At 38.7% G+C, this 26,180-nt stretch carries 23 protein-coding genes and 1 pseudogene; all 24 read left to right on the top strand.

Translation table 11 applies throughout. From position 1 onward, the window contains the following. Nucleotides 1–78 precede the first annotated feature (78 nt). The 24 genes and pseudogenes from gyrA to lacA all read left to right on the top strand — a co-directional run bounded on the left by gyrA (nucleotide 79) and on the right by lacA (nucleotide 26,063). A complete protein-coding gene (gyrA, locus tag HT734_RS06475) occupies nucleotides 79–2,547 on the top strand; it encodes a DNA gyrase subunit A (protein WP_173277725.1) in 2,469 nt (822 codons plus the stop codon). Then, complete coding sequence (locus HT734_RS06470) at nucleotides 2,547–3,290, top strand: class A sortase (RefSeq protein WP_020900678.1); 744 nt, start codon at nucleotides 2,547–2,549, stop codon at nucleotides 3,288–3,290. Before gyrA ends, HT734_RS06470 begins: the two co-directional genes overlap by 1 nt. A gap of 484 nt (nucleotides 3,291–3,774) precedes the next feature. After that, nucleotides 3,775–4,573: pseudogene (locus HT734_RS06465) on the top strand (formate/nitrite transporter family protein). A 292-nt stretch (nucleotides 4,574–4,865) separates the two neighbouring features. Beyond that, nucleotides 4,866–5,663, top strand: coding sequence for a formate/nitrite transporter family protein (locus HT734_RS06460; protein WP_125450998.1), 798 nt, complete (start codon nucleotides 4,866–4,868; stop codon nucleotides 5,661–5,663). Between the two features lie 144 nt (nucleotides 5,664–5,807). After that, complete coding sequence (locus HT734_RS06455) at nucleotides 5,808–7,088, top strand: O-acetylhomoserine aminocarboxypropyltransferase/cysteine synthase family protein (protein WP_173277785.1); 1,281 nt, start codon at nucleotides 5,808–5,810, stop codon at nucleotides 7,086–7,088. A gap of 95 nt (nucleotides 7,089–7,183) precedes the next feature. Beyond that, nucleotides 7,184–8,458, top strand: coding sequence for a DUF2130 domain-containing protein (locus HT734_RS06450; RefSeq protein ID WP_173277727.1), 1,275 nt, complete (start codon nucleotides 7,184–7,186; stop codon nucleotides 8,456–8,458). 6 nt (nucleotides 8,459–8,464) lie between these two features. Further along, nucleotides 8,465–10,135: a hypothetical protein gene (locus HT734_RS06445; RefSeq protein ID WP_125450995.1), complete on the top strand. Its 1,671-nt coding sequence runs from the start codon at nucleotides 8,465–8,467 to the stop codon at nucleotides 10,133–10,135. Between the two features lie 9 nt (nucleotides 10,136–10,144). Beyond that, complete coding sequence (locus tag HT734_RS06440; protein WP_125450994.1) at nucleotides 10,145–10,945, top strand: hypothetical protein; 801 nt, start codon at nucleotides 10,145–10,147, stop codon at nucleotides 10,943–10,945. Next, nucleotides 10,946–12,031: an AAA family ATPase gene (locus tag HT734_RS06435; RefSeq protein ID WP_125450993.1), complete on the top strand. Its 1,086-nt coding sequence runs from the start codon at nucleotides 10,946–10,948 to the stop codon at nucleotides 12,029–12,031. It begins immediately after the preceding gene. A 19-nt stretch (nucleotides 12,032–12,050) separates the two neighbouring features. After that, nucleotides 12,051–12,929, top strand: coding sequence for a tRNA pseudouridine(55) synthase TruB (gene truB / locus HT734_RS06430; RefSeq protein WP_125450992.1), 879 nt, complete (start codon nucleotides 12,051–12,053; stop codon nucleotides 12,927–12,929). A gap of 112 nt (nucleotides 12,930–13,041) precedes the next feature. After that, the gene (gene udk, locus HT734_RS06425; RefSeq protein WP_102210182.1) at nucleotides 13,042–13,680 is read left to right on the top strand and encodes a uridine kinase; all 639 of its coding nucleotides are present in this window, start codon (nucleotides 13,042–13,044) and stop codon (nucleotides 13,678–13,680) included. A gap of 127 nt (nucleotides 13,681–13,807) precedes the next feature. Then, nucleotides 13,808–15,148: an exodeoxyribonuclease VII large subunit gene (xseA, locus tag HT734_RS06420; protein ID WP_173277729.1), complete on the top strand. Its 1,341-nt coding sequence runs from the start codon at nucleotides 13,808–13,810 to the stop codon at nucleotides 15,146–15,148. Next, entirely contained in the window at nucleotides 15,126–15,338 is a 213-nt protein-coding gene (locus HT734_RS06415; RefSeq protein ID WP_000043226.1) for an exodeoxyribonuclease VII small subunit, read from the top strand. The genes xseA and HT734_RS06415 overlap by 23 nt, the downstream gene beginning before the upstream one ends. Further along, entirely contained in the window at nucleotides 15,335–16,210 is an 876-nt protein-coding gene (locus HT734_RS06410) for a polyprenyl synthetase family protein (protein WP_173277732.1), read from the top strand. Before HT734_RS06415 ends, HT734_RS06410 begins: the two co-directional genes overlap by 4 nt. After that, on the top strand, nucleotides 16,203–17,018 hold the full coding sequence (locus HT734_RS06405; RefSeq protein ID WP_173277734.1) for a TlyA family RNA methyltransferase: 816 nt from the start codon (nucleotides 16,203–16,205) through the stop codon (nucleotides 17,016–17,018). The genes HT734_RS06410 and HT734_RS06405 overlap by 8 nt, the downstream gene beginning before the upstream one ends. Further along, nucleotides 17,011–17,442, top strand: coding sequence for an arginine repressor (locus HT734_RS06400; RefSeq protein WP_078352218.1), 432 nt, complete (start codon nucleotides 17,011–17,013; stop codon nucleotides 17,440–17,442). Before HT734_RS06405 ends, HT734_RS06400 begins: the two co-directional genes overlap by 8 nt. Before the next feature lie 6 nt (nucleotides 17,443–17,448). Next, complete coding sequence (recN, locus tag HT734_RS06395) at nucleotides 17,449–19,116, top strand: DNA repair protein RecN (RefSeq protein ID WP_125450988.1); 1,668 nt, start codon at nucleotides 17,449–17,451, stop codon at nucleotides 19,114–19,116. A gap of 1 nt (nucleotide 19,117) precedes the next feature. Continuing rightward, the gene (locus HT734_RS06390) at nucleotides 19,118–19,846 is read left to right on the top strand and encodes a metallophosphoesterase family protein (RefSeq protein WP_173277736.1); all 729 of its coding nucleotides are present in this window, start codon (nucleotides 19,118–19,120) and stop codon (nucleotides 19,844–19,846) included. Nucleotides 19,847–19,924: 78 nt separating this feature from the next. Continuing rightward, nucleotides 19,925–21,748 carry a translation elongation factor 4 gene (gene lepA, locus HT734_RS06385; protein ID WP_001047210.1) on the top strand — a complete coding sequence of 608 codons (1,824 nt, stop codon included), beginning with the start codon at nucleotides 19,925–19,927 and terminating at the stop codon, nucleotides 21,746–21,748. Nucleotides 21,749–22,010: 262 nt separating this feature from the next. Next, nucleotides 22,011–22,487 carry a PTS sugar transporter subunit IIA gene (locus HT734_RS06380; RefSeq protein ID WP_000521980.1) on the top strand — a complete coding sequence of 159 codons (477 nt, stop codon included), beginning with the start codon at nucleotides 22,011–22,013 and terminating at the stop codon, nucleotides 22,485–22,487. 38 nt (nucleotides 22,488–22,525) lie between these two features. Next, nucleotides 22,526–22,831: a PTS sugar transporter subunit IIB gene (locus HT734_RS06375; RefSeq protein ID WP_000590547.1), complete on the top strand. Its 306-nt coding sequence runs from the start codon at nucleotides 22,526–22,528 to the stop codon at nucleotides 22,829–22,831. Nucleotides 22,832–22,878: 47 nt separating this feature from the next. Beyond that, nucleotides 22,879–24,354 carry a PTS galactitol transporter subunit IIC gene (locus HT734_RS06370; RefSeq protein WP_000382514.1) on the top strand — a complete coding sequence of 492 codons (1,476 nt, stop codon included), beginning with the start codon at nucleotides 22,879–22,881 and terminating at the stop codon, nucleotides 24,352–24,354. A 101-nt stretch (nucleotides 24,355–24,455) separates the two neighbouring features. Next, entirely contained in the window at nucleotides 24,456–25,352 is an 897-nt protein-coding gene (locus tag HT734_RS06365) for an aldose 1-epimerase family protein (protein ID WP_173277738.1), read from the top strand. Between the two features lie 285 nt (nucleotides 25,353–25,637). After that, a complete protein-coding gene (gene lacA, locus HT734_RS06360) occupies nucleotides 25,638–26,063 on the top strand; it encodes a galactose-6-phosphate isomerase subunit LacA (protein WP_000029277.1) in 426 nt (141 codons plus the stop codon). The last annotated feature ends 117 nt before the right edge of the window (nucleotides 26,064–26,180 follow it).

Below are 26,180 nucleotides of genomic sequence, written 5' to 3'. Positions count from 1 at the left end.
CAGGGTAGATGGCTGAAATATAGGATACAATATGGTATAATATAACTGATTACTAATTGTGAAATGAGGCATTTATTAATGCAGGATAAAAATTTAGTGAATGTCAATCTGACAAAGGAGATGAAAACAAGCTTTATCGATTACGCCATGAGTGTTATCGTAGCGCGGGCTCTTCCTGATGTTCGAGATGGCTTGAAACCTGTTCACCGTCGGATTCTCTATGGAATGAATGAATTAGGTGTTACCCCAGACAAACCTCATAAAAAATCTGCTCGTATTACAGGGGATGTCATGGGTAAATATCACCCACACGGGGACTCCTCTATCTATGAAGCTATGGTTCGTATGGCTCAATGGTGGAGCTACCGTTATATGCTTGTAGATGGGCATGGAAACTTTGGTTCCATGGATGGGGATGGTGCTGCCGCCCAACGTTATACAGAGGCACGTATGAGCAAGATTGCTCTAGAGATGCTTCGTGATATCAATAAGAATACGGTTGATTTCGTTGATAACTATGATGCCAATGAACGTGAACCCTTGGTCTTGCCAGCTCGTTTTCCAAACCTTTTGGTTAATGGAGCAACTGGTATTGCTGTTGGGATGGCTACCAATATTCCACCTCACAATTTGGGTGAAACCATTGATGCAGTGAAGTTGGTCATGGATAATCCTGAAGTGACCACTAAGGATTTGATGGAAGTCTTGCCTGGGCCAGATTTTCCAACTGGTGCCCTTGTTATGGGGAAATCAGGTATCCATAAAGCTTACGAAACAGGTAAAGGTTCGATTGTTCTTCGTTCTCGTACTGAAATCGAAGAAACTAAGACTGGCCGTGAGCGCATCGTTGTAACAGAATTTCCTTACATGGTTAATAAAACCAAGGTGCATGAGCATATTGTTCGCTTGGTTCAGGAAAAACGTATTGAGGGGATTACAGCAGTACGTGATGAGTCAAACCGTGAAGGGGTTCGATTTGTTATTGAAGTCAAGCGTGATGCCTCAGCCAATGTTATCCTCAACAACCTCTTCAAGATGACCCAGATGCAAACCAACTTTGGTTTTAATATGCTTGCAATCCAAAATGGGGTACCGAAGATTTTATCTCTTCGTCAGATTTTGGATGCATATATTGAGCACCAAAAAGAAGTGGTTGTTCGTCGTACACGTTTTGATAAGGAAAAAGCAGAAGCGCGTGCTCATATTTTAGAAGGTCTCTTAATCGCACTAGACCACATCGACGAAGTGATTCGTATCATCCGTGCTAGTGAAACAGATGCGGAAGCACAAGCTGAGTTGATGAGCAAGTTTAAGCTTTCTGAACGTCAAAGTCAGGCCATCCTTGATATGCGTCTTCGTCGTTTGACAGGTTTGGAACGTGACAAGATTCAGTCTGAGTATGATGACCTCTTAGCTCTGATTGCGGATTTAGCCGATATTCTTGCTAAGCCAGAGCGTGTTTCTCAAATCATCAAAGATGAATTGGACGAAGTTAAGCGTAAGTTTGGCGACCAACGTCGTACAGAGTTGATGGTCGGTGAAGTCTTAAGCCTCGAAGATGAGGATCTGATTGAAGAATCGGATGTCTTGATTACGCTTTCTAATAAGGGCTACATCAAACGTCTGGATCAAGCCGAGTTTACTGCTCAAAAACGTGGGGGTCGTGGTGTTCAAGGAACCGGGGTTAAGGATGATGATTTTGTCCGAGAGTTAGTGTCAACTAGCACTCATGATCATCTACTCTTCTTCACAAATAAAGGTCGAGTCTATCGCCTTAAAGGATATGAAATTCCTGAATATGGCCGTACTGCCAAGGGATTGCCGATTGTCAATCTTTTGAAATTGGATGAAGGCGAAAGTATCCAGACTATCATCAATGTTGAATCTGAACGCAGTGATGAAGCCTATCTCTTCTTCACAACCCGTCATGGTATCGTGAAGAGAACCAGCGTCAAGGAATTTGCTAACATTCGTCAGAATGGTCTCAAGGCTTTGAATCTCAAGGACGAAGATGAGTTGATTAATGTCTTGTTGACAGAAGAAGATACGGATATTATCATTGGGACCAAGTTTGGTTATGCAGTTCGCTTTAATCAATCAGCTGTTCGTGGCATGAGTCGTATCGCCACTGGTGTGAAAGGTGTTAACCTCCGTGATGGAGATACAGTAGTCGGAGCGAGCGTAATTACTGATCAAGATGAAGTTCTTATTATTACTGAAAAAGGATATGGGAAGCGTACAGTTGCGACTGAATATCCAACAAAAGGTCGTGGTGGTAAAGGGATGAAGACGGCTAATGTAGCTGAAAAAAATGGTCCTCTATCAGGTCTTTTAACAGTTAAAGGCGATGAAGACTTGATGATTATCACTGATACGGGTGTCATGATTCGAACCAATGTTGCCAATATTTCACAAACAGGTCGCTCAACTATGGGAGTTAAAGTGATGCGCCTGGATCAAGATGCTAAAATTGTAACCTTTACTACGGTTGCAGCAGCAGAAAAAGAAGAAGTTGGGACAGAAAACGAAACAGAAGGTGAAGCATAATGTCTCATAAAAAGAATAAAAAGAAAACAAATCGTAAAAATTTACTAATCAATATTTTAGCAGGATTTTTGATTCTATTATCAATTGCTTTGATTTTTAATGCTAAACTGCGTGATATGGTTATGGTTTGGAATACTAATAAGTATCAAGTTAGTCAGGTCTCAAAAGAGAAATTAGAAGAAAATCAAGAAACCGAAGGAAATTTTGATTTTGATTCGGTCAAAGCAATTTCTTCTGAAGCTGTTTTAGCTTCTCAATGGGATACTCAAAAATTACCAGTTATTGGTGGAATTGCTATTCCTGAATTAGAAATGAATCTGCCAATTTTTAAAGGATTGAATAACGTAAATCTATATTATGGTGCAGGTACTATGAAGCGAGATCAAGTTATGGGGGAAGGAAATTATAGTCTAGCTAGTCATCATATTTTTGGTGTTGATAATGCTAATAAAATGTTATTCTCTCCTTTGGATAACGCTAAAAATGGTATGAAAATTTATCTAACTGATAAAAATAAAGTTTATACTTATGAAATACGTGAAGTCAAACGTGTTACACCAGATCGTGTTGATGAGGTTGATGATAGAGAAGGGGTCAATGAGATCACATTAGTAACCTGTGAAGACCTTGCCGCTACAGAACGTATTATTGTAAAAGGTGATTTGAAAGAAACAAAAGATTATTCACAGACATCTGATGAAATTCTAACAGCTTTCAATCAACCATATAAACAATTTAGTTAAGATAAGTCAGTGAAAAGATAATATCTGGAGAGGACAATCCATGTCTTCTCCATTTTATATTTAGAGCTATGAAAATTTGTTTATTGCAGTTGTTATAGTATATTGAAATAGAATCTGAACAAATTGATTAAGGAATTTAAAGCAATTTCTATAAATATTTTGGAAGAGATATTGTGCGATTCTAGATTCAATCTAATATAATATTCTGAAAATCAAAAATATTAAGTTTAATGATGTTACTAGTAATCTTACTTGGGTTTTGGAATACTCTCATTGAGGGATGGTGATGATTTTAGCTTTATCCTTAAGAAATGTTTTAAAGACAGATTGAAACAAAGGTGGAGGTTGTTGACTCTTTTTATACCATAACTAATAATACAAAGTGTGTAATCTTAAAGTAGATATAAATAGTTAAATTTTAAAAAATTATTATTTCTTTGCTTTTTATGTTATAATAACAAATATAAAGAGTTAGGGGATGTTTATGAGTTCTTCAGAGTTTATTTCGAAGATAGATTATTATTGTCATAAGAAAGAAAGTCTTTTCAATCAAAGTAAGTTCAAGTATGCGATTCGTTCCATGTTTGCAGGTGCTTTTTTAACCTTTAGTACAGCAGCTGGAGCTATTGGTGCGGATTTATTAAACAGTATTATTCCAAGTAGTGGGTATTTTCTTTTCCCATTTGTTTTTGCTTGGGGACTTGTTTATATCGTTTTTCTAAATGCTGAGTTAGTTACATCCAACATGATGTACCTAACAGCAGGCGCATTTTTAAAAAAGATGGATTGGAAAAAGGCAGTAATCATTTTACTATACTGTACTCTATTTTAATCTAATTGGTGCCTTGGTAGCTGGATGGGCCTTTGCCAACTCGTCAGCCTTTTCCCATTTGACCCATGATAGTTTCCTTCCTAAGCTTGTAGCCAAGAAATTGGCGCGTCCAAGTGATTTGGTCTTGCTTGAGGGAATTCTTGCCAATGTATTTGTAAATATTGCTATTCTTTCATCTATACTAGTCAAAGATGGTGCCGCCAAACTATGGATCATTTTATCAGCTATTTCCATGTTTGTCTTTTTGTCCAATGAGCACATTGCTGCCAATTTTGCTTCTTTCAGTATTATGAAATTCAGCATGATTGCTGATCAAGTACCTCATTTTGATTTGGTAAATATCCTTCGACATTGGGGAGTAACCTTCATTGCTAACTTTATAGGTGGAGGACTTATGATTGGTTTACCATATGCCTTTCTAAATAAGAATGAAGATACATATGTTGATTAAGAAGAGTTAGTGTATCAGGGAGAATCAGAACGATTCTCTCTTTTTCTTTTACAAAATAGGCTTGCAGAGAAAATCGTTTTTAAATTGTAACAATAAAATATATTAAATAGGATAAAAGTTATTCCACTCAATCTCTAGATTCTGATAATTAAAAATTCTAAAAGTTTGTTATTAAAACAATGTAAACGATTTCTAAAATTTTAAGATTTAGAAAAAATACAATTAGGAAAGGCTTTTCATTATATCTATTTTATGTTATAATTATCACAAATAAAAGTTTCAGGAGTTTATTATGGTTTCTTCAGAATTTATCTCAAAGATTGAATTTGCTTGCAAGAAGAAAGAAAGTCTTTATAGTCAGAGCAAATTTAAGTATGCGATTCGTTCGATGTTCGCAGGTGCATTTTTAACCTTCAGTACAGCTGCTGGTGCAGTTGGGGCTGATTTGATTAATAAAATTGCACCAGGTAGTGGACGCTTCCTCTTCCCATTTGTCTTTGCTTGGGGATTGGCCTACATTGTTTTCTTGAATGCCGAGTTGGTAACATCAAATATGATGTTCTTGACTGCTGGTAGTTTCTTGAAAAAAATCTCTTGGAGAAAAACAGCTGAGATTTTACTTTACTGTACCTTGTTTAACCTTATCGGGGCTTTGATAGCAGGTTGGGGCTTTGCTCATTCGGCAGCCTATGCACATCTGACTCACGATAGTTTCATTTCAGGGGTTGTTGAGATGAAGTTAGGTCGCTCAAATGAATTAGTCTTACTTGAGGCGATTTTGGCCAATATTTTCGTAAATATTGCGATTCTTTCATTTGTTTTGGTCAAAGATGGTGGTGCCAAACTTTGGCTAGTTTTATCAGCAATTTACATGTTTGTATTCTTAACAAATGAGCACATTGCTGCGAACTTTGCTTCTTTTGCGATTGTAAAATTCAGTGTTGCTGCTGATTCAATTGCTAATTTCGGTGTTGGAAATATGCTTCGTCACTGGGGTGTAACCTTTGTTGGAAACTTGATTGGTGGTGGTTTCTTGATGGGTCTTCCATATGCCTTCCTCAATAAAAACGAAGATACTTATGTAGATTAAGGAAATGAGCACGATTGAATCGTGCTTTTTCGTTTTGTAAGAAGCAATAGCTACTCCTTATATCAAAATATAGAAAAGAGGTATTAGTCAAGATAGGTCGATAGTGCTACAATATCCTTAATGAAACTATATGGAGGTCGCCTTATGACTCGTGATTTTAAATTTGAAACTCTACAACTACATGCTGGTCAAGTTGTGGATCCAGCAACTAAGTCTCGTGCAGTGCCGATTTATCAAACAACATCCTTCGTTTTTGAAGACACGCAGGAGGGTGCCGATTTGTTTGCCTTGAGAAAACCAGGTAATATCTATACTCGTATCACCAACCCTACAACAGCTGCCTTTGAAGAAAGAATTGCTGCCCTTGAAGGTGGTGTTGGAGCTCTTGCAACAGCATCAGGTATGGCCGCGGTTACTTATACGATTTTGGCTCTTGCACATGCTGGTGATCATGTAGTAGCAGCATCAACTATTTACGGTGGAACCTTCAATCTCTTGAAAGAAACCCTTCCTCGTTATGGGATCACAACAACCTTCGTCGATGTTGATGATTTGGAGGAAGTGGAAGCAGCTATCAATGACAATACCAAGCTTGTCTTGATTGAAACCTTGGGCAATCCCTTGATTAACATTCCTGACTTGGAAAAATTGGCTGAGATTGCGCATAAGCATCAGATTCCACTTGTTTCTGACAATACATTTGCTACACCTTATTTGATTAACGTTTTTTCTTACGGTGTAGATATTGCTATTCATTCTGCGACTAAGTTTATCGGTGGGCATGGTACGACTATTGGAGGAGTAATTGTCGATAGCGGTCGTTTTGACTGGGCAGCTTCAGGGAAATTCTCTCAATTTGTTGAGGAAGACCCAAGCTACCATAACTTGAGCTATACTCGTGATGTAGGTGCGGCTGCCTTTATTATCGCTGTTCGTGTTCAATTGCTCCGTGATACAGGTGCAGCCTTGTCACCATTCAATGCCTTCCTCTTGCTTCAAGGACTGGAAACCCTTTCTCTCCGTGTCGAACGTCATGTGCAAAATGCAGAGAAAATTGTTGATTTCCTTGTCAACCATCCTAAGGTAGAAAAAGTCAACTATCCAAAACTTGCTGATAGTCCTTACCATGCCTTGGCTGAGAAATACTTGCCTAAAGGTGTAGGCTCAATCTTTACCTTCCATGTCAAAGGTGGGGAGGCAGAAGCACGCAAGGTAATTGATCATTTAGAAATCTTCTCTGATCTTGCAAATGTGGCAGATGCTAAATCGCTTGTTGTTCATCCAGCCACAACCACTCACGGTCAGTTGTCAGACAAAGACCTAGAAGCAGCAGGTGTCACACCAAACCAAATCCGCTTGTCTATCGGACTTGAAAATGTAGAGGATTTGATCGAAGATTTGCGCTTGGCCTTGGAAAAAATTTAAAGTAAAAGTAGATAAACAGTGGGTTTCGACTCACTGTTTTTGATTTTCCTTCAGGCATGATATAATGGTTAAAGAAGTCTAGAAAGAGGAACGATATGAACGAAATCAAATGTCCCAACTGTGGGGAAGTCTTTACAGTAAATGAAAGTCAGTATGCCGAACTTCTGTCTCAAGTAAGAACAGCAGAGTTTGATAAGGAACTGCATGATCGGATGAAGCAGGAACTGGCCTTGACTGAGCAAAAGGCCATGAATGAACAACAGTCTAAACTGGCTCAAAAAGACCAAGAAATTGCGCAACTGCAGAGTCAAATCCAAAACTTTGATACAGAAAAAGAATTGGCCAAGAAAGAGGTTGAACAGACAAGCCTTGAGGCTTTATTAGCAAAGGACAAGGAAGTGCAGGCCTTGGAAAACCAACTGGCTACCTTGCGTTTAGAGCATGAAAATCAATTACAAAAGACCCTTTCTGACTTAGAAAAAGAACGAGACCAGGTCAAAAATCAGCTCCTCTTGCAAGAAAAGGAAAACGAGTTGTCTTTGGCTTCTGTTAAACACAACTATGAAGCACAGCTCAAAGCAGCTAGTGAACAGGTCGAGTTCTATAAGAATTTCAAAGCCCAACAATCTACAAAAGCTATAGGGGAAAGTCTGGAACACTATGCAGAGAGTGAGTTTAACAAGGTACGCAGTTTTGCCTTTCCAAATGCCTACTTTGAGAAGGATAACAAGGTCTCTGCGCGTGGTTCTAAAGGAGACTTTATCTTCCGTGAATGCGATGAAAATGGGGTCGAAATTATTTCCATCATGTTTGAGATGAAAAATGAAGCAGATGGAACAGAGAAGAAGCACAAGAATGCAGATTTTTATAAGGAATTAGACAAGGACCGTCGGGAGAAGAACTGTGAATATGCGGTTTTGGTGTCTATGCTTGAGGCTGATAATGACTATTTTAACACAGGGATTGTTGACGTCAGCCACGAGTATGAAAAGATGTATGTGGTTCGTCCTCAGTTCTTTATTCAATTGATTGGTTTATTACGCAATGCGGCGCTTAATTCCCTAAAATACAAGCAAGAGTTGGCACTTGTCCGTGAACAAAATATAGATATTACACATTTTGAGGAAGACTTGGATGCCTTTAAACAGGCCTTTGCTAAGAACTATAATTCAGCTTCTACTAACTTTGGTAAGGCAATCGATGAAATCGACAAGGCTATCAAACGCATGGAAGAGGTTAAGAAGTTCCTAACCACATCCGAAAACCAACTCCGCCTCGCAAACAATAAATTGGAAGACGTTTCAGTAAAAAAACTAACTCGAAAAAATCCAACCATGAAAGCAAAGTTTGAAGCGCTGAAGGGGGAGTAGAAAACAGTGGAAAATGAATTATTAGTATTGAATGCAGAAGAAGTATATGAGTCTGAAAATTTAAACTACGATGAGTTAGAAGAACTACTGGAACAACAATTTACAACTGAGTTTTCTAATCTTGAAAAATTGGAATTGGAATGTAAAGAAATTAATTCCCCAGATAAATTAGGGGATGCTATTTTAGATGAAATATGGAATCAATTTGCGAATCAAATTGGTTTAGATATGACAAGTGATACTCTTCTTAAGCAGTATAATGATAAGCATCCTAATGGTTATACAAAAGAAGAGGGAACTAAGATACTGAATGATAAAAGATATACTGATGCAAATAAAGCTATGAAAGAAAAGCAAAAATCCAATAATTTAAAGGATGAATATACTGGTAAAACTTTAAAAATAAATGAGAAGGCTAATTTGGATCATGTTGTTCCTCGTAAAAAAATATTTGATAATAATTGGAGAAAAATCGCTGATATTGAAACTGCTGATTTAGCAAATAAAAAGGAAAATTTTGCAGCAACTAATGAATCGCTGAATAAAAGTAAAGGAGCAACATCCAATAGTGACTATATAAAGAATAGAGAAGCGAGAGAAAAAAAACTTAGGGATCAAGTTCAAAGAGCCAATGAGAAAATTGATAAGAAAAATATTTCAGATTCAGAAAAGAAAAATTTAAAAGCGGAAAATGAAAAAAGGTTAAATGATAAATTAGCGGCTGATTCAGAGAAAATGCTAAAAACTGAGGAAAGAGCAAATAACTCTATTAATAAACATATTGCAAAAAAAGCACCTGTAAAAATGGTTAATAAAGCTGGTAAAGATGCTATAAAAGCTATGTTGGTTGCTGCTTTATTTGGAATGTTGAAAGAAATTATGAATGCTTTAGTGAGATATTTTAAATCAAAAAAACAATCTTTTGATACATTTCTTAAGGAAATGAAAAAATCTCTTCATTCATTTTTTGGTAAAATCAAAGATTTTATTAAAGTTGGTGTAGATAGTTTTGTTGGAAGCATCGTAGGAGAAATTATTGGTGCTTTCGCTGAAAAACTAAGAAAGTTACCAAATTTGGTAAAACAATTATTTGGTTCAATTAGAGAAAGTATCTCTTATCTATCAAACCCTGAAAATCAATCTCATTCTACTGCAATTAAAATTGCCCATGTTTCAAAAATTATTACATCCGCATTAGTAGGTGTAGGCGCAATGTTTTTAGGAGAATATTTTGAACAGTTCTTAAATAAGATACCAGGTATGACTTTTGAAATAAAACTTCTAGGAACAATTGCTAATATTTTAGGGATGTTCTTTGCAAGTTTACTAACTGGAATCTTGGGAGCGATAATTATTAACGGACTTGATGGCTTTATATCAAGGAAACTACAAGATGAGAACAAAAAACAACAAGCTGATAAGAAGAACGAATTGCTAAGAATTCAGGATGTTCAAATTTTTGTTGCCGAGAAAAATGTTGCTGTTAAGCGAAATGATATCTTCAGTAAGATGGCTAAGAACCATCAAAAACTAAGAGAACTACTTGGCAATGTTGATCAAGAGTTTTCTAATTCAAAGATTGATTTCAAACAGCGATTACTAGCTAATGAAATTTACTTTGATGAAAAGCAAAGTGAACTTGAAGAAATGCAAAATGCATTAAACGATTTATTATAGGAGAATGTTATGTCAGAAGATTTAGAGATTCAAGTTTTAGCAAATTCTGAAAGATTTAATGAAAAAAAACAAGAGTTAAAAGCCTTTAGTGAAGAAATCCCTGAACAGTCAGATTTACCAACAGTTCCAACAGATGATCCTATGTTAGGCTTTATTGGAATGGAATATGATGTTAAGGGTAAAGATTTAAACGCTCTTACTGATGCTGTTCAAAATAGAATGATTGAACAAAATATTCACATAAAAAAGATTATTCAAGAATTTAATACTATTTACGAAACTTTCCAAATATTGGATGATGAGTATATTCAAAGTATTTCAAAATCTTTGATTGCAGCCAAAGAGGCCAATAATAAAGCTATACAGGGATTGCACGAAATAGAAGAATATCAAATAGGTAATAACAAACTATTAGATGATGTTTTTAAACAGAATAAAGATTTAATTGATGTATTGAAGAAACATCATAAAAAGCTAGAAGAGTTAGAACAACTTGAAGAGAAGCAAAGTGAAGTTCAAATTGAAATTGATAGTTTAAAAGCGAAGCTAAAATCATTAGTGAAAATAGAAAATAGTTTTAACGATTTGCATTTACAAGTTGAAGAAACACAAAATAATCTTAAAAACGATGTAGATAAGATGAATGTTCGATTAATAGAGGAAGGTAAAAATCTTACTTTAATTGTCGAGAAATTTCAAACTGAACTAGAGGAAAAACAACAAGAGATTAGTTTTCTTAGAAAAGGATTCTATACTCTTGGAGTCGCTGTTGTTATAATAGTATTATTTCTATTGTTTAAAGGAATGTAGATGATTAGTGAAACTTATTTAAAATTGTTAAAATCGGAAGTGAAAAAACTGGATGATTTAACAAATAATGCTTATGAATTAGAAATAATTCTTCAAGATATAGTTGATAATCTTAAAAATGCTGAGTTAGAATTTATAAAACGATTAGGAAACTTGACAAGTAAAGAGACACTCTCAAAAATCAAAGACAAGCAAACTAGCATATTGGAATTATTGTATAAATATCTTGGCGCTAGAGTTATTGATACAAATTATTTGATTTTGAAAGAAACAAATCATAAATCATTTGAAGAACTAGCAAATGATTTAAAGTCACTAATAGGTTTAGAAAATGTTAAGAAAGAAATTAAAGATTTAGTAGCGTTTAATAAAGTTCAACAAAGTAGAGAAAAAATCGGTCTTAAAAAAACAAATAGAACTATGCACATGGCGTTTTTAGGTAATCCAGGTACCGGTAAAACTACTGTGGCTAGAATCGTTGGGAATATGTATCGTTCATTAGGAATACTAAGTAAAGGTCATTTTATTGAAGCAACTAGAACAGACTTAATAGCAGAATATCAAGGACAGACGGCTTCGAAAGTGAAGAGATTGATACAAAAAGCCAAAGGCGGTGTATTGTTTATTGATGAAGCATATAGTATTACTGAAAACGATAAAAGTGATAGTTATGGTCGAGAGTGTTTAACTGAGTTAACAAAAGCATTAGAAGACTATCGTGATGATTTGGTTGTTATTGTTGCTGGATATGATGAATTGATGAAAAAATTTTTTGAATCTAATCCTGGGTTAAAATCAAGATTTAATTATTTTATTACGTTTGAAGATTATACTGTGGACCAAATGTTTGATATTTTTCTTTCATATTGCAAAAATGAAGAGTACATTTTGCATGATTCTGCAAAAGAAAAATTAAAAAAATATTTAGAATTACATAGTAGCAATCCTGAAAATAAAAATGCAAATGGGAGATTTGTAAGAAATGTATTTGACAGGATAATTATGAACCAAGCAATAAGATTAGCCACACTATCTTTTGTTACAAAAGATAATTACATTACGATTCTTGAAGAAGATATTTCATGAATGAAATTAGAAAGCAAAAATGAACGGTATTATCAACTTAAGAAAAGAAGCGGGGATGACATCGCATGATGCGGTTTTTAAACTGCGTAAGATTTTGGGAACCAAGAAGATTGGTCATGGTGGGACCTTGGATCCGGATGTAGTGGGAGTTCTGCCCATTGCGGTTGGCAAGGCGACACGCATGGTCGAGTTTATGCAGGATGAGGGCAAGGTCTATGAGGGTGAAATCACTCTGGGCTATTCCACGACGACTGAGGATGCTAGCGGGGAAGTGGTCGCAGAGACACCTGTTTTATCGCACTTGGATGAAAAGCTTGTTGATGAAGCAATCGCCAGACTGACAGGACCTATTATTCAGATTCCGCCTATGTATTCGGCAGTCAAGGTCAATGGTCGTAAGCTCTATGAGTATGCACGTGCAGGTCAGGAAGTAGAGCGACCAGAACGTCAGGTAACCATCTACCAATTTGATCGGACAAGTCCGATTTCTTATGAGGGTCATCTTGCACGCTTTACTTTTCGTGTAAAATGCAGTAAAGGGACTTATATCCGTACCTTATCGGTTGACTTGGGAGAGAAGCTGGGTTATGCGGCTCATATGTCTCAGTTGACACGGACTAGTGCTGCAGGGTTACAGTTAGATGTTGCTTTGACCTTGGAAGAAATTGCTGAAAAAGTAGAGGCTGGTCAACTGGACTTTCTCTATCCTCTAGAGATTGGGACAGGCGACCTTATCAAAGTTTTCCTAACTCAAGAAGAGGCTACAGAAGTACGCTTTGGTCGTTTTATCGAACTCGAACAAACAGAACAAGAATTGGCTGCCTTTGAAGATGACAAATTACTAGCCATTCTTGAAAAACGGGGGGATCTTTACAAGCCAAGGAAGGTTTTTAGCTAGTATAATTGAAGTGTAGAAATTGGAATTGTTTCTCCTAAACTATCCAAACCAGACTATAAATTTTGTAAAAAATGTGATAGAATAGACGACGGATAAAAAAACGGAGGATAGCATGCAAAATAGACCAATCATTATCGGAGTGACAGGTGGTTCTGGTGGAGGTAAGACCAGTGTTTCAAGAGCCATTTTATCGCATTTCCCTGATGAAAAGATTTCCATGATTGAGCATGATTCATATTACAAGGATCAGTCTCACTTGACCTTTGAAGAGCGTGTCAAAACCAACTATGACCATCCTTTTGCCTTTGATACAGACTTGATGATCGAACAGATTAAGGAGTTGTTGGCAGGGCGTCCGGTGGACATTCCGACTTATGACTATACAGAGCATACACGAAGCAACAAGACCTATCGTCAGGAGCCTCAAGATGTCTTTATCGTTGAAGGGATTTTGGTCCTGGAGGACAAGCGTCTGCGTGATTTGATGGATATCAAGATTTTTGTGGATACAGATGATGATGTGCGCATTATTCGTCGTATCAAGCGTGATATGGAAGAACGTGGCCGTAGCCTTGATAGCGTTATTGACCAGTATTTAGGTGTGGTCAAACCTATGTACCATCAGTTTATCGAGCCGACTAAGCGTTATGCTGATATCGTCATTCCTGAAGGGGTTAGCAATACAGTGGCTATCGACCTGTTGACAACCAAGATTGCAAAGATTTTGGAAGAAGCTCGAAACAGCAAATAAACAGATGTGGAGGCCTTGCCTCCTTTTTCTATTTTTCCCTCATAATGGTACATAAATGGAGATTTTTAGGCATATTTTTGGTATAATAATACCCATGGAAAAGCAAGAAAATGAATAGTAGGTGGAGATGGAAAAGTATTTATCGGTAACAACTTTGACCAAGTATCTGAAAATGAAATTCGATAAAGACCCATACTTGGAACGGGTCTATTTAACTGGTCAAGTTTCCAACTTTCGTAAACGACCTACTCACCAATATTTCTCCCTAAAGGATGACCATGCAGTCATTCAAGCGACTATTTGGTATGGGATTTATCAGAAATTAGGTTTTGACCTAGAAGAAGGAATGAAAATCAATGTGATTGGGCGTGTGCAGGTCTATGAACCAAGTGGTAGCTACTCCATCATCATTGAAAAGGCAGAGCCTGATGGGGTTGGTGCGCTTGCGATTCAGTTTGAGCAACTCAAGAAAAAATTGACAGAAGAAGGCCTGTTTCAAGAACGTTTCAAGCAACCTCTGCCCCAATTTTCTAAGAGAATTGGTGTAGTAACCAGTCGCAGTGGAGCCGTTATTCGAGACATTATCACGACCGTCAGCAGACGCTTTACAGGTGTTGATATCCTTCTCTATCCGACCAAGGTTCAAGGTGAAGGTTCTGCGGAGGAAATTGCTCGAAATATTGCGCGTGCTAATCAACGAGACGATTTGGATTTGTTGCTTATTGGTCGTGGAGGTGGTTCCATAGAAGATCTCTGGGCTTTTAACGAAGAAATTGTGGTACGAGCTATTTTTGAATCTCGTTTGCCAGTTATCTCTAGTGTGGGGCATGAGACGGATGTGACCTTGGCAGATTTTGTGGCAGATAGACGGGCTGCGACACCAACAGCAGCTGCTGAACTGGCAACACCTGTGACCAAGTTGGATCTATTAACTCATTTGCAGAATCAAGAAAAACGGATGGCAACAGCAGTCCGAAATGTCCTATCTAAGAAACAAGAAGCTTTGAAAAAATGCAGTCAGTCTGTTATCTTTAGACAGCCAGAGCGCTTGTATGATGGCTATTTGCAACGCTTGGACCAACTGCAACTGCGATTAAAACAAAGTTTGCGAACACAGATTTCTGATAACAAGCAAATAGTTCAATCAAGGACGCATCAACTGGTCCAATTATCACCTGTTACCAAAATCCAGCGTTATCAAGACCGCCTAGGTCAGTTGGACAAGCTCTTACGTAGCCAAATGGCGCTGGTTTATGATGCCAAGGTTTCTGAGGTCAAGCGACTTTCAGAAGCCCTGCTGATGCTGGATACCAGTCGAATCGTGGCGCGTGGCTATGCTATTGTCAAAAAAGAAGAGTCCGTTGTCGATTCGGTTGAGAGTTTGAAGAAAAAAGACCAAGTAACGCTTTTGATGCGAGATGGTCAAGTAGAATTAGAGGTTAAAGATGTCGAAACAAAAGAAATTTGAGGAAAATCTAGCAGAACTGGAGACCATTGTCCAAAGTTTGGAAAATGGTGAAATTGCTCTAGAAGATGCGATTGCTGCCTTTCAAAAAGGCATGGTCTTGTCAAAAGAGCTCCAAGCGACGCTGGACAAGGCTGAAAAGACTTTGGTCAAGGTCATGCAAGAAGACGGAACAGAAAGTGATTTTGAATGAAAAAGCAAGAAAAATTAGCTCTTGTCGAGTCGGCCTTGGAAGATTTTTATGGAGACCAGCAGTTTGCTTCTAGTTTGAGAGAATCGGTTCTCTATTCCATTCATGCTGGTGGCAAGCGTATTCGCCCTTTTCTCTTGTTGGAAGTATTGGAAGCCTTGCAGGTCGCTATAAAACCTGCTCACGCACAGGTGGCAGCTGCCTTGGAAATGATTCATACAGGGAGCTTGATTCATGATGATCTTCCTGCCATGGATGATGACGATTATCGTCGAGGGCGTTTGACCAATCATAAGAAATTTGGCGAAGCAATGGCAATTTTGGCAGGAGATGCCTTGTTCCTGGATCCCTATGCCTTGATAGCGCAGGCAGATTTGCCAAGTCAGATTAAGGTAGACTTAATTGCCAACCTATCGCTTGCTTCAGGAAGTCTGGGCATGGTAGCAGGGCAGGTTTTGGACATGGAGGGTGAACACCAGCATTTATCTTTGGAAGAACTTCAGACCATTCATGCGAATAAGACTGGAAAATTACTAGCTTATCCCTTCCAAGCAGCTGCCATCATTGCTGAATTGTCACCTGAAATACAGGCAAAACTCAAAACTGTTGGCGAATTAATAGGACTTGCTTTTCAAGTTCGAGACGATGTGCTTGATGTGACAGCTAGTTTTGAGGAAATCGGCAAGACTCCACAAAAGGATTTGCAGGCTGAAAAGTCAACCTATCCAGCCTTGTTGGGCTTGGAAGAAGCCATTACCTTTTGTAACCAAACTCTGGATCAAGCTAATGCCAAATTAGAAGAAATTGCCCAGCAAGTTCCCTTTGAGATAGAATCGATTGTAAGAGTAGTAGAAAGTTTGAGAATCAATGGCTAAGGAAAGAGTGGATGTACTAGCTTATAAACAGGGTTTGTTTGAAACGCGAGAACAGGCCAAGCGCAGTGTTATGGCTGGTCTAGTCGTAGCAGTCCTGAATGGAGAACGTTTTGACAAACCAGGAGAGAAAATCCCAGACGACACCGAGCTAAAACTCAAGGGTGAAAAACTCAAGTATGTCAGCCGTGGTGGCTTGAAATTGGAAAAAGCCTTGCAGGTCTTTGATTTGTTAGTTGAAGGAGCAACAACAATTGATATCGGTGCTTCTACTGGAGGTTTTACCGATGTTATGCTACAGAATGGTGCTGAGTTAGTCTTTGCAGTTGATGTTGGTACCAATCAATTGGCTTGGAAATTACGCCAAGACCCACGTGTTGTCAGCATGGAGCAGTTTAATTTCCGCTATGCTGAAAAGACTGATTTCGAGCAGGAACCGAGCTTTGCCAGCATTGATGTGAGTTTCATTTCCCTCAGTCTGATTCTGCCAGCCTTGCACCGTGTGTTAGCTGATCAAGGTCAGGTTGTGTCTCTAATTAAGCCTCAGTTTGAGGCAGGACGTGAGCAGATTGGGAAAAATGGAATCATTCGCGATGCCAAGGTCCATCAACATGTCCTTGAATCTGTCACAACCATGGCAGTAGAGGAAGGCTTTTCAGTCCTTGGATTGGACTTTTCTCCCATCCAAGGTGGACATGGAAATATTGAATTTTTAGCGTATTTGAAAAAAGAAGAGTCAGCAAGCAATCAGGTTCTTGCTGATATTGAAGAAGTAGTAGAGAGGGCGCATAGTCAATTTAAAAATGAATAAAAAAGAGAGACTTGAAAAAATTAGACGATTTGTGACAGATTATCAAATCGGTACACAAGAAGAAATTGTAGAACATTTGAAAGAGGCAGGTATCACTGCCACTCAGGCGACGGTATCACGAGATATCAAAGAACTAGGTATTGTCAAAATTCCTTTGAGAGACAACACCTATGTCTACGAATTGCCAAAATCAATCGTAAAAAGTTTGCAACTGGCTGAAGACAATATCGAATCGGCAGAATTGATGGATAAGATGATCAATCTCCAAGTTATTCCAGGAAATACAGCTTTTGTAAAAGCTCAGTTAATCGAGACTTTTTCTGACAAGATTTTTAGCTGTTTGGCTGATGATAGCTCGATTTTAGTCATTGCCAGAAGTGAAAGTCTAGCTGAGGAAATCTTTGAACAAGTAAAAAATTGGTAGGTCTATATGTTACTTGAAATTTCGATAAAAAACTTTGCCATTATTGAGGCTATTTCCCTCAATTTTGAAAAAGGGATGACTGTCCTGACTGGTGAAACGGGTGCAGGGAAGTCGATTATCATTGATGCCATGAATATGATGTTGGGAGCTCGTGCGACGATAGATGTTATTCGTCATGGTGCGCCAAAGGCAGAGATTGAGGGACTTTTCTCAGTTGAGAATAGTCGCCTTTTACAGGAAATTTTTGATGAGCAAGGTTTGGAAATGGGTGATGAAATTATCATCCGTCGGGAAATCTTGCAAAATGGTCGGAGTATCAGTCGTGTCAATGGCCAGATGGTCAATCTGTCTGTTTTGCGAGCTATTGGGCAACATCTGGTAGATATTCATGGTCAGCATGACCAAGAAGAGTTAATGCGCCCTCAACTTCATATTCAAATGTTGGATGAATTCGGTGACGTAGCTTTTTGGGACTTGAAAGAAACCTATAAAACGAGTTTTGATGCTTATCGAAAAATGCGCAAGCAGGTTCTGGAAGTCAAGAAAAACCAACAGGAACACAAGGCTCGTATTGAAATGTTGGAATTTCAAATGGCAGAGATTGAGGCAGCAAACTTGCAGGCTGGAGAAGATTTGGCTCTTAATCAAGAGCGTGATAAACTGCTCAACCATAAAAATATTGCGGATACACTGACCAATGCCTACAGCATGTTGGACAATGAAGATTTTTCAAGTCTGGCCAATGTTCGTTCAGCCATGAATGACATGGAAAGTGTCGAAGAGTACGATCCTGAATACCGTGAAATTTCGAGCTCTCTGTCTGAGACCTACTATGTCTTAGAAGACATTAGCAAACGTCTGGAAGCTATTATTGAGGACCTTGATTTTGACGGCAATCGTCTCATGCAGGTTGAGAATCGTTTGGACCTCCTTCATACTATTACCCGCAAGTATGGTAGGACTGTAGACGATGTCTTGCTTTACTTTGCTAAGATTACAGAAGAGTACAATCTCTTGACAGGCAATAATCTTTCTTCTGAGGACATGGAAGCAGAGCTCAAGAAATTGGAAGTCAATCTTGTTGATTTGGCAGGCCAGCTTGCATCTGCTCGTCATGACTTGGCTCAGCAGCTTGAAGCTGAGATTAAACAAGAACTGCAGGACCTCTATATGGAAAAAGCCCAGTTTCAGGTTCGTTTTAACAAGGGCAAATTCAGTCGTGAGGGAAATGAAACGGTCGAATTTTACATTTCAACCAACCCTGGTGAAGATTTTAAACCCTTGGTCAAGGTTGCATCTGGTGGGGAATTATCTCGTCTCATGCTAGCCATCAAGTCTGCCTTTTCTCGTAAAGAAGGCAAGACCAGCATAGTCTTTGATGAGGTGGATACAGGAGTTTCAGGCCGTGTAGCTCAGGCTATTGCACAGAAGATTCACAAGATTGGCCAGCATGGTCAGGTTCTGGCTATTTCCCATTTGCCACAAGTGATTGCGATTGCGGATTATCAATTCTTTATTGAGAAGATTAGTAATGACCATTCAACGGTTTCGACTGTTCGTCTCTTGACGGTTGAAGAGCGCGTGGAAGAAGTTGCCAAGATGTTGGCAGGTGACGATGTGACAGAAGCAGCCCTAACGCAAGCCAGAGAATTGTTGAGAAATAGGGAGAAATAAGATGACAGACTATTATGTAATTGGAGATGTTCACGGAAAAGCTGGGATGCTGGAAGACCTTCTCAAAACCTGGGATGGTCAGACCCAGTTGCTCTTTCTAGGGGATTTGATTGACCGTGGTGAGGATAGTCGCCGTGTTCTAGAAATGGTCAAGGACTTAGTGGACAATCAAGGGGCTATCTGTTTATCTGGAAACCACGAGTATATGTTTCTGACTTGGCTCGATGACCCAGAAGAAAGTTATGACCACTATCGTCGTAATGGTGGAGATACAACTATTAACTCTATCCTAGGTCGTCCCTTGGATGCCCCAGTTGATGGAGTAGAAGATGCCAAGCGTGTTGCCGCTGAAGCAGCAGATTTGGTCGAATTTATTCGTCAAATGCCTTTTGTGGTAGAGACAGACAAGTATATCTTTGTTCACGCAGGTATTGATTTGACCTTAGACGACTGGCATGAAACCACAGATTATAAAAAAGTCTGGCTTAGAAAACCATTCCACGAAGCCGAAAATCATACTGGGAAAACCATTGTCTTTGGTCACACACCAGTTTATGGCTTGTTACAGCAAGAACGCGGTACAGCTGAGCTTTGGGTGACAGAAGACGGTAAGATTGGAATGGATGGAGGAGCTGTTTATGGTGGTGTCCTTCATGGGATTGTCTTTACAGACCAAGGAATGACAGAACACCACTTTATCGAAAATGACGGCTTTGTTGCTGAAGATTAGTACTCCTGGCAGGGTATGGTCTTGTCAAAATATCAAAAACAATTTATAATAAATAGATACCCTGAAAGGAAGAGAATCATGAACTTAGAAGAATTGAAAAAACGACAGGAGAAGATCCGTAACTTCTCTATTATCGCCCATATTGACCACGGTAAATCAACTTTAGCAGACCGCATTTTGGAAAAAACAGAGACGGTTTCAAGCCGTGAAATGCAGGCCCAGCTTTTGGATAGTATGGATCTAGAACGGGAACGTGGAATTACCATTAAGTTGAATGCCATCGAGTTGAATTACACGGCAAAAGATGGGGAAACTTATATTTTCCACTTGATTGATACGCCGGGGCACGTGGACTTTACCTATGAAGTTTCACGTTCGCTAGCTGCCTGTGAGGGAGCGATTTTGGTGGTCGATGCTGCCCAAGGAATTGAGGCTCAAACCCTTGCCAATGTTTATCTGGCCTTGGACAATGATTTGGAAATCATGCCAGTTATTAACAAAATTGACCTGCCAGCAGCGGATCCAGAGCGTGTGCGTACAGAGATTGAAGATGTCATTGGTTTGGATGCCAGTGAAGCAGTATTGGCTTCTGCCAAGGCTGGTATAGGTATTGAAGAAATCCTCGAGCAAATCGTAGAAAAAGTACCAGCACCAACGGGTGATGTGACGGCACCACTTAAGGCCTTGATTTTCGACTCTGTTTACGATGCTTACCGTGGGGTTATTCTCCAAGTGCGTGTCATGGATGGAGTGGTTAAACCTGGCGATAAGATTCAACTTATGAGTAATGGTAAGACCTTTGATGTGACCGAAGTTGGTATTTTTACACCGAAAGCAGTTGGTCGTGATTTCCTTGCGACTGGGGACGTTGGTTATATTGCGGCTTCTATCAAGACGGTTCAGGACACTCGTGTGGGTGATACCGTTACCTTGGCAACCAATCCTGCGACAGAGCCATTACATGGTTACAAGCAGATGAATCCTATGGTCTTTGCGGGTCTCTATCCAATCGAGTCAAACAAGTACAATGACCTACGTGAAGCGCTTGAAAAATTGCAACTGAATGATGCTAGTCTTCAGTTTGAACCAGAAACATCTCAGGCCCTTGGATTTGGTTTCCGTTGTGGTTTCCTTGGGCTTCTTCATATGGATGTTATCCAAGAACGTTTGGAACGCGAGTTCAACATCGACCTCATTATGACAGCTCCATCCGTTATCTATAAGGTTAATTTGACCGACGGTGAGTCTATGGATGTGTCTAACCCGTCTGAGTTCCCAGACCCAACTAAGATTGCGACCATTGAAGAGCCTTATGTTAAAGCGCAAATCATGGTACCACAGGAGTTCGTCGGAGCAGTGATGGAGCTAGCTCAGCGCAAGCGTGGGGACTTTGTGACGATGGACTATATCGATGACAATCGTGTTAATGTTATCTATCAAATTCCACTGGCTGAAATCGTCTTTGATTTCTTTGATAAGCTCAAGTCTTCAACTCGTGGTTATGCAAGCTTTGACTATGAATTGTCAGAGTACCGCCCATCTAAGCTGGTGAAAATGGATATCCTTCTCAACGGAGACAAGGTGGATGCCCTCAGCTTTATCGTTCACAAGGACTTTGCCTATGAACGTGGGAAACTCATCGTTGATAAGCTCAAGAAAATCATCCCTCGTCAACAATTTGAGGTGCCAATCCAAGCAGCTATTGGACACAAGATTGTGGCTCGTACAGATATCAAGGCCCTTCGTAAGAACGTACTTGCTAAGTGTTACGGTGGTGACGTTTCTCGTAAGCGTAAACTTCTAGAAAAACAAAAAGCTGGTAAGAAACGTATGAAAGCTATAGGATCAGTAGAAGTCCCACAAGAAGCCTTCCTCAGCGTCTTGAGTATGGATGAAGAATAAGTTGTCATAATTATTTTTCCTTGTTTACAGGAAATTTATATAAGAATCAATAGTAAAGCAGACTAAAATGGTCTGCTTTTTTTCTATTCTGGAACATAAGAAATGTTTTGGATGTTTGTTTAATTGTTTGTTTTTACATAACAAACTATAAAAACAACAAAAATATAAAAAAAGAGACAAAAAAGAACAGAAAAATATTGACAACGGTTTCATATAGTGTTATACTTATAGCATAAAGTTAATGGAAAGAAGGGAAAACCTTATGGGATTAGATCATTTCTTTGACAAAAACCTTGTGTTTTGCTTAGAAGCGGATAATCAAGAACAACTCTTTGATCAGGTTGCAACTTTATTGGAAGAACGAGAAATCGTAACTCCAACCTATCGTGAAGCCTTGATCACGCGTGAAAAGTCATTTCCAACTGGTTTAGATATGGAATTTTTGGGTAAAGATTTGCCGAATGTGGCTATTCCTCATACAGATATTGTTCATAATCTAGCTGAAAAAGTTGTGGTGGTTCGATTAGAAAAACCAGTGACTTTCCACAATATGATTGCGCCAGATAAGGAAGTAGAAGTATCCTTACTCTTCTTTATCATTAATAACTCAAGTTCAAGTCAAACGAACATTCTTGCTCAGTTGATGGACTTCTTTACTGGAAATGGTCATCTTGAAGACCTATCAAAAATTTCAGAACCTGAAGCTCTCTATGCTTATATAGCTGAAGCAACAGCTTAATCTTGTCTATTAAAAATATTAAATCGGAGGAAATCCATATGATTAAAATTCTTGCTGCCTGCGGTGCAGGTGTTAACTCAAGCCACCAAATTAAAAGTGCTCTTGAAGAAGAACTTTCAAACCGCGGTTTTGATGTTCACTGTGATGCAGTAATGGTCAAAGACGTTAATGAAGACCTTATCAAAGGTTATGACATCTTCACACCAATTGCTGCTACAGATCTTGGTTTTGATCCAGGTATTCCAGTTATCGAAGCTGGACCAATCTTATTCCGTATCCCAGCTATGAGTGCTCCAGTATTTGACAATATTGAAGCAGCCATTAAAGAACACGGGTTAAGCTAATTAATAATTTGTTAACATTCATATAACATAAAAAGGGAGGAACTATTATGGATGTCATTATCGAACTAGCTAATAAGCTGTTCAAACCCATCTTGGACATGGGTGGACCAATCATCATGCTGATCATTTTGACAGTATTGGCTCTACTTTTTGGAGTGAAATTCTCCAAAGCGCTTGAAGGTGGTATCAAACTTGCCATCGCTCTTACTGGTATCGGGGCTATCATCGGAATGTTGAACGGTGCTTTCTCAGCATCACTTGCAAAATTCGTTGAAAACACTGGTATTCAATTGAACATCACCGACGTTGGTTGGGCGCCACTTGCCACAATCACTTGGGGATCTGCTTGGACACTTTACTTCTTGCTCATCATGTTGATTGTTAACGTAGTGATGCTTGCTATGAAGAAAACTGATACACTTGATGTTGATATCTTCGATATCTGGCACTTGTCTATCACAGGTCTTTTGATTAAATGGTATGCAGACAACAATGGCGTTAGCCAAGGAGTTTCACTCTTCATTGCGACTGCAGCAGTTGTTCTTGTTGGGGTTCTTAAAATTATCAACTCTGACTTGATGAAACCTACATTCGACGACCTTCTTAACGCACCAAGCTCATCACCAATGACTTCAACTCACATGAACTACATGATGAACCCAGTTATCATGGTTTTGGATAAGATTTTTGAAAAATTCTTCCCAGGTCTTGATAAATATGACTTTGATGCTGCTAAATTGAACAAGAAAATCGGTTTCTGGGGATCTAAATTCTTCATCGGTTTCATCCTTGGTATCGTTATCGGTTTGATGGGGACTCCGCATCCTGTTGAAGGACTTAAAGATGCTGCAAACTGGCAAGAAGTTATCAAAGGTTGGTTGTCTCTTGGTTTGACAGCCGGTGTAGCTTTGGAACTCTTCTCACTAATCGGTTCATGGTTCATTGCGGCCGTAGAACCACTTTCACAAGGTATTACCAACGTTGCTACTAAACGTTTGGAAGGACGTAAGTTTAATATCGGTCTTGACTGGCCATTCATCGCTGGTCGTGCTGAAATCTGGGCTTGTGCCAACGTACTTGCACCAATCATGTTGATTGAAGCTGTGCTTCTTTCAAAAGTCGGAAATGGTATCTTGCCACTTGCAGGTATCATCGCTATGGGTGTTACTCCAGCTCTCTTGGTTGTAACACGTGGTAAATTGCTCCGTATGATTATCTTCGGAACACTCTTGTTGCCACTCTTCCTTCTTTCAGGTACACTTATTGCACCATTTGCAACAGAACTTGCTAAAGGTGTAGGTGCCTTCCCAGAAGGTGTGAGCCAAACTCAATTGATTACTCACTCAACTCTTGAAGGACCAATCGAAAAACTTCTTGGTTGGACAATTGGTAACACTACAACAGGTGATATCAAAGCAATCCTTGGTGCTGTAGTCTTCCTTGTATTCTATATCGGTATCTTTGCTTGGTACAGAAAACAAATGATTAAACGTAACGAAGAGTACGCAGCGAAAGCAAAATAATACGCTCCTATAAAATGTAAATTGTTAAAGCTAGGTTGTTATTTTCCTGATAGGAGTGACAGCCTAGTTTTTTATAAACTATCAAGAAATCGGAGAAAATAATGGTAATTGAATTAAAATCAGAACAATTAAGAGTACAATTTAACAGTTTTGGTGGGGCTCTTTCTTCTATAAAAGATGCTGAGGGACTTGAGTATTTGTGGCAAGGGGATGCCACTTATTGGAGTGGACAAGCTCCTGTTCTCTTTCCCATTTGTGGTTCTTTGAGAGAGGATACAGCCCTCTATATAGATGAGAAGGGGCAAGAAAGCAAAGGAAACATTCCTCGTCATGGTTTGGTTCGTAAGAAAGAATTTGAATTAGTTGAACAGACAGACAAGAGTGTAACTTTTGCAATTGAAGACGATGAGAATAGCTATCAAAACTATCCTTATCATTTTCGCCTAGAAATTACTTATAGTCTTACTGGTAAAACAGTACGGACTCAATACAAGATTTTTAATAAAGAAACTAGCAAGGTCATGCCTTACTTTATTGGTGGACATCCAGGATTTAATTGTCCTCTACTGGATGATGAGGTCTATGAAGATTACTATTTAGAGTTTGAGAAAGAAGAGACTTGCTCTGTTCCACATCCTTTCCCAGAAACAGGTATGTTGGATTTCCAAGATAGAAGTCCATGGCTAGAGGGGCAAAAGGAATTAGATCTTAGTTATGATCTTTTCAGCACAGATGCAGTCACCTTAGATGAATTGCAATCTAGAACAATTGCCCTTCGTTCTCGTAAACATGATAAGGGATTAAAAGTGCACTTTGCAGAGTTTCCAAACCTCATCATCTGGTCAACTTTGAATAAAGGTCCTTTTATTGCTTTTGAACCATGGTCTGGCTTGTCAACATCTCTTGAAGAAGGAGATCGTCTAGAAGATAAGAAGAATGTTCGTCTCCTAGAACCTGGTCAAGTGGATCAAATTGGTTTTGACATCGAAATTTTTTAGTTAAAAAACATAAAAACAAACATTAACTGTTGACTTTTTCCGGAAATAGGAGTATATTATGTTTGTAAACAACAAATGATGTTTGTAACAAACAAATAATCACTTGTTATATTCTCTTTCGTGGAGAAGGATTATTTGCTAGGAAACTGATTTCCTAAACTTGAATAAGGTGTCATTCATCTCATTCAATCCAATTTGTCAATAAACTGCTAGAAAGCTTTTGTAGGTAAACTGCTAACTATAAAAGGTTTTACTAGCCTAGAAAAATAAAAAGGAGTATACAATATGTCTATTGTTATCGGTGCAGATGCTGCAGGTTTGAGATTGAAAGAAGTTGTGAAAGACTTCTTGGAAAAAGAAAATTTCCACGTTGTGGATGTTACAGCTGAAGGTCAAGACTTTGTTGATGTGACTCTTGCTGTTGCTGCAGAAGTAAACAAAGAAGAACAAAACCTTGGTATCGTGATTGATGCTTATGGTGCTGGTCCATTCATGGTTGCAACTAAAATCAAAGGAATGGTTGCTGCAGAAGTATCTGACGAACGTTCAGCTTATATGACTCGTGGACACAACAACTCACGTATGATCACTATGGGGGCACAACTTGTTGGTGATGAATTGGCTAAAAACATTGCTAAAGGATTTGTTAATGGTAAATACGATGGTGGACGTCACCAAATTAGGGTCGATATGTTGAACAAAATGTGCTAATACTCTTCAAAAATCAAGATAATCTGTTGTCAGCTCACTTTAGCTAACCTCAGTTATGCTTGCAGCTCGCTTCCTAAGCTAATCTTGATTTTTTTTGAGTAGGGATAAATGATATTA

This window comes from Streptococcus sp. k-90, from assembly GCF_013277565.1.
In the GTDB taxonomy this organism is placed as follows: Bacteria; Bacillota; Bacilli; order Lactobacillales; family Streptococcaceae; genus Streptococcus.
This window is presented reverse-complemented; position numbering and strand designations above follow the sequence as displayed.

Excerpts from the sequence above, each read along its gene's own strand:
- gyrA (WP_173277725.1), top strand. The coding sequence starts at position 79 with ATGCAGGATAAAAATTTAGTGAATGTCAATCTGACAAAGGAGATGAAA.
- HT734_RS06470 (WP_020900678.1), top strand. The coding sequence starts at position 2,547 with ATGTCTCATAAAAAGAATAAAAAGAAAACAAATCGTAAAAATTTACTA.
- HT734_RS06460 (WP_125450998.1), top strand. The coding sequence starts at position 4,866 with ATGGTTTCTTCAGAATTTATCTCAAAGATTGAATTTGCTTGCAAGAAG.
- HT734_RS06455 (WP_173277785.1), top strand. The coding sequence starts at position 5,808 with ATGACTCGTGATTTTAAATTTGAAACTCTACAACTACATGCTGGTCAA.
- HT734_RS06450 (WP_173277727.1), top strand. The coding sequence starts at position 7,184 with ATGAACGAAATCAAATGTCCCAACTGTGGGGAAGTCTTTACAGTAAAT.
- HT734_RS06440 (WP_125450994.1), top strand. The coding sequence starts at position 10,145 with ATGTCAGAAGATTTAGAGATTCAAGTTTTAGCAAATTCTGAAAGATTT.
- HT734_RS06435 (WP_125450993.1), top strand. The coding sequence starts at position 10,946 with ATGATTAGTGAAACTTATTTAAAATTGTTAAAATCGGAAGTGAAAAAA.
- truB (WP_125450992.1), top strand. The coding sequence starts at position 12,051 with ATGAACGGTATTATCAACTTAAGAAAAGAAGCGGGGATGACATCGCAT.
- udk (WP_102210182.1), top strand. The coding sequence starts at position 13,042 with ATGCAAAATAGACCAATCATTATCGGAGTGACAGGTGGTTCTGGTGGA.
- xseA (WP_173277729.1), top strand. The coding sequence starts at position 13,808 with ATGGAAAAGTATTTATCGGTAACAACTTTGACCAAGTATCTGAAAATG.
- HT734_RS06415 (WP_000043226.1), top strand. The coding sequence starts at position 15,126 with ATGTCGAAACAAAAGAAATTTGAGGAAAATCTAGCAGAACTGGAGACC.
- HT734_RS06410 (WP_173277732.1), top strand. The coding sequence starts at position 15,335 with ATGAAAAAGCAAGAAAAATTAGCTCTTGTCGAGTCGGCCTTGGAAGAT.
- HT734_RS06405 (WP_173277734.1), top strand. The coding sequence starts at position 16,203 with ATGGCTAAGGAAAGAGTGGATGTACTAGCTTATAAACAGGGTTTGTTT.
- HT734_RS06400 (WP_078352218.1), top strand. The coding sequence starts at position 17,011 with ATGAATAAAAAAGAGAGACTTGAAAAAATTAGACGATTTGTGACAGAT.
- recN (WP_125450988.1), top strand. The coding sequence starts at position 17,449 with ATGTTACTTGAAATTTCGATAAAAAACTTTGCCATTATTGAGGCTATT.
- HT734_RS06390 (WP_173277736.1), top strand. The coding sequence starts at position 19,118 with ATGACAGACTATTATGTAATTGGAGATGTTCACGGAAAAGCTGGGATG.
- lepA (WP_001047210.1), top strand. The coding sequence starts at position 19,925 with ATGAACTTAGAAGAATTGAAAAAACGACAGGAGAAGATCCGTAACTTC.
- HT734_RS06380 (WP_000521980.1), top strand. The coding sequence starts at position 22,011 with ATGGGATTAGATCATTTCTTTGACAAAAACCTTGTGTTTTGCTTAGAA.
- HT734_RS06375 (WP_000590547.1), top strand. The coding sequence starts at position 22,526 with ATGATTAAAATTCTTGCTGCCTGCGGTGCAGGTGTTAACTCAAGCCAC.
- HT734_RS06370 (WP_000382514.1), top strand. The coding sequence starts at position 22,879 with ATGGATGTCATTATCGAACTAGCTAATAAGCTGTTCAAACCCATCTTG.
- HT734_RS06365 (WP_173277738.1), top strand. The coding sequence starts at position 24,456 with ATGGTAATTGAATTAAAATCAGAACAATTAAGAGTACAATTTAACAGT.
- lacA (WP_000029277.1), top strand. The coding sequence starts at position 25,638 with ATGTCTATTGTTATCGGTGCAGATGCTGCAGGTTTGAGATTGAAAGAA.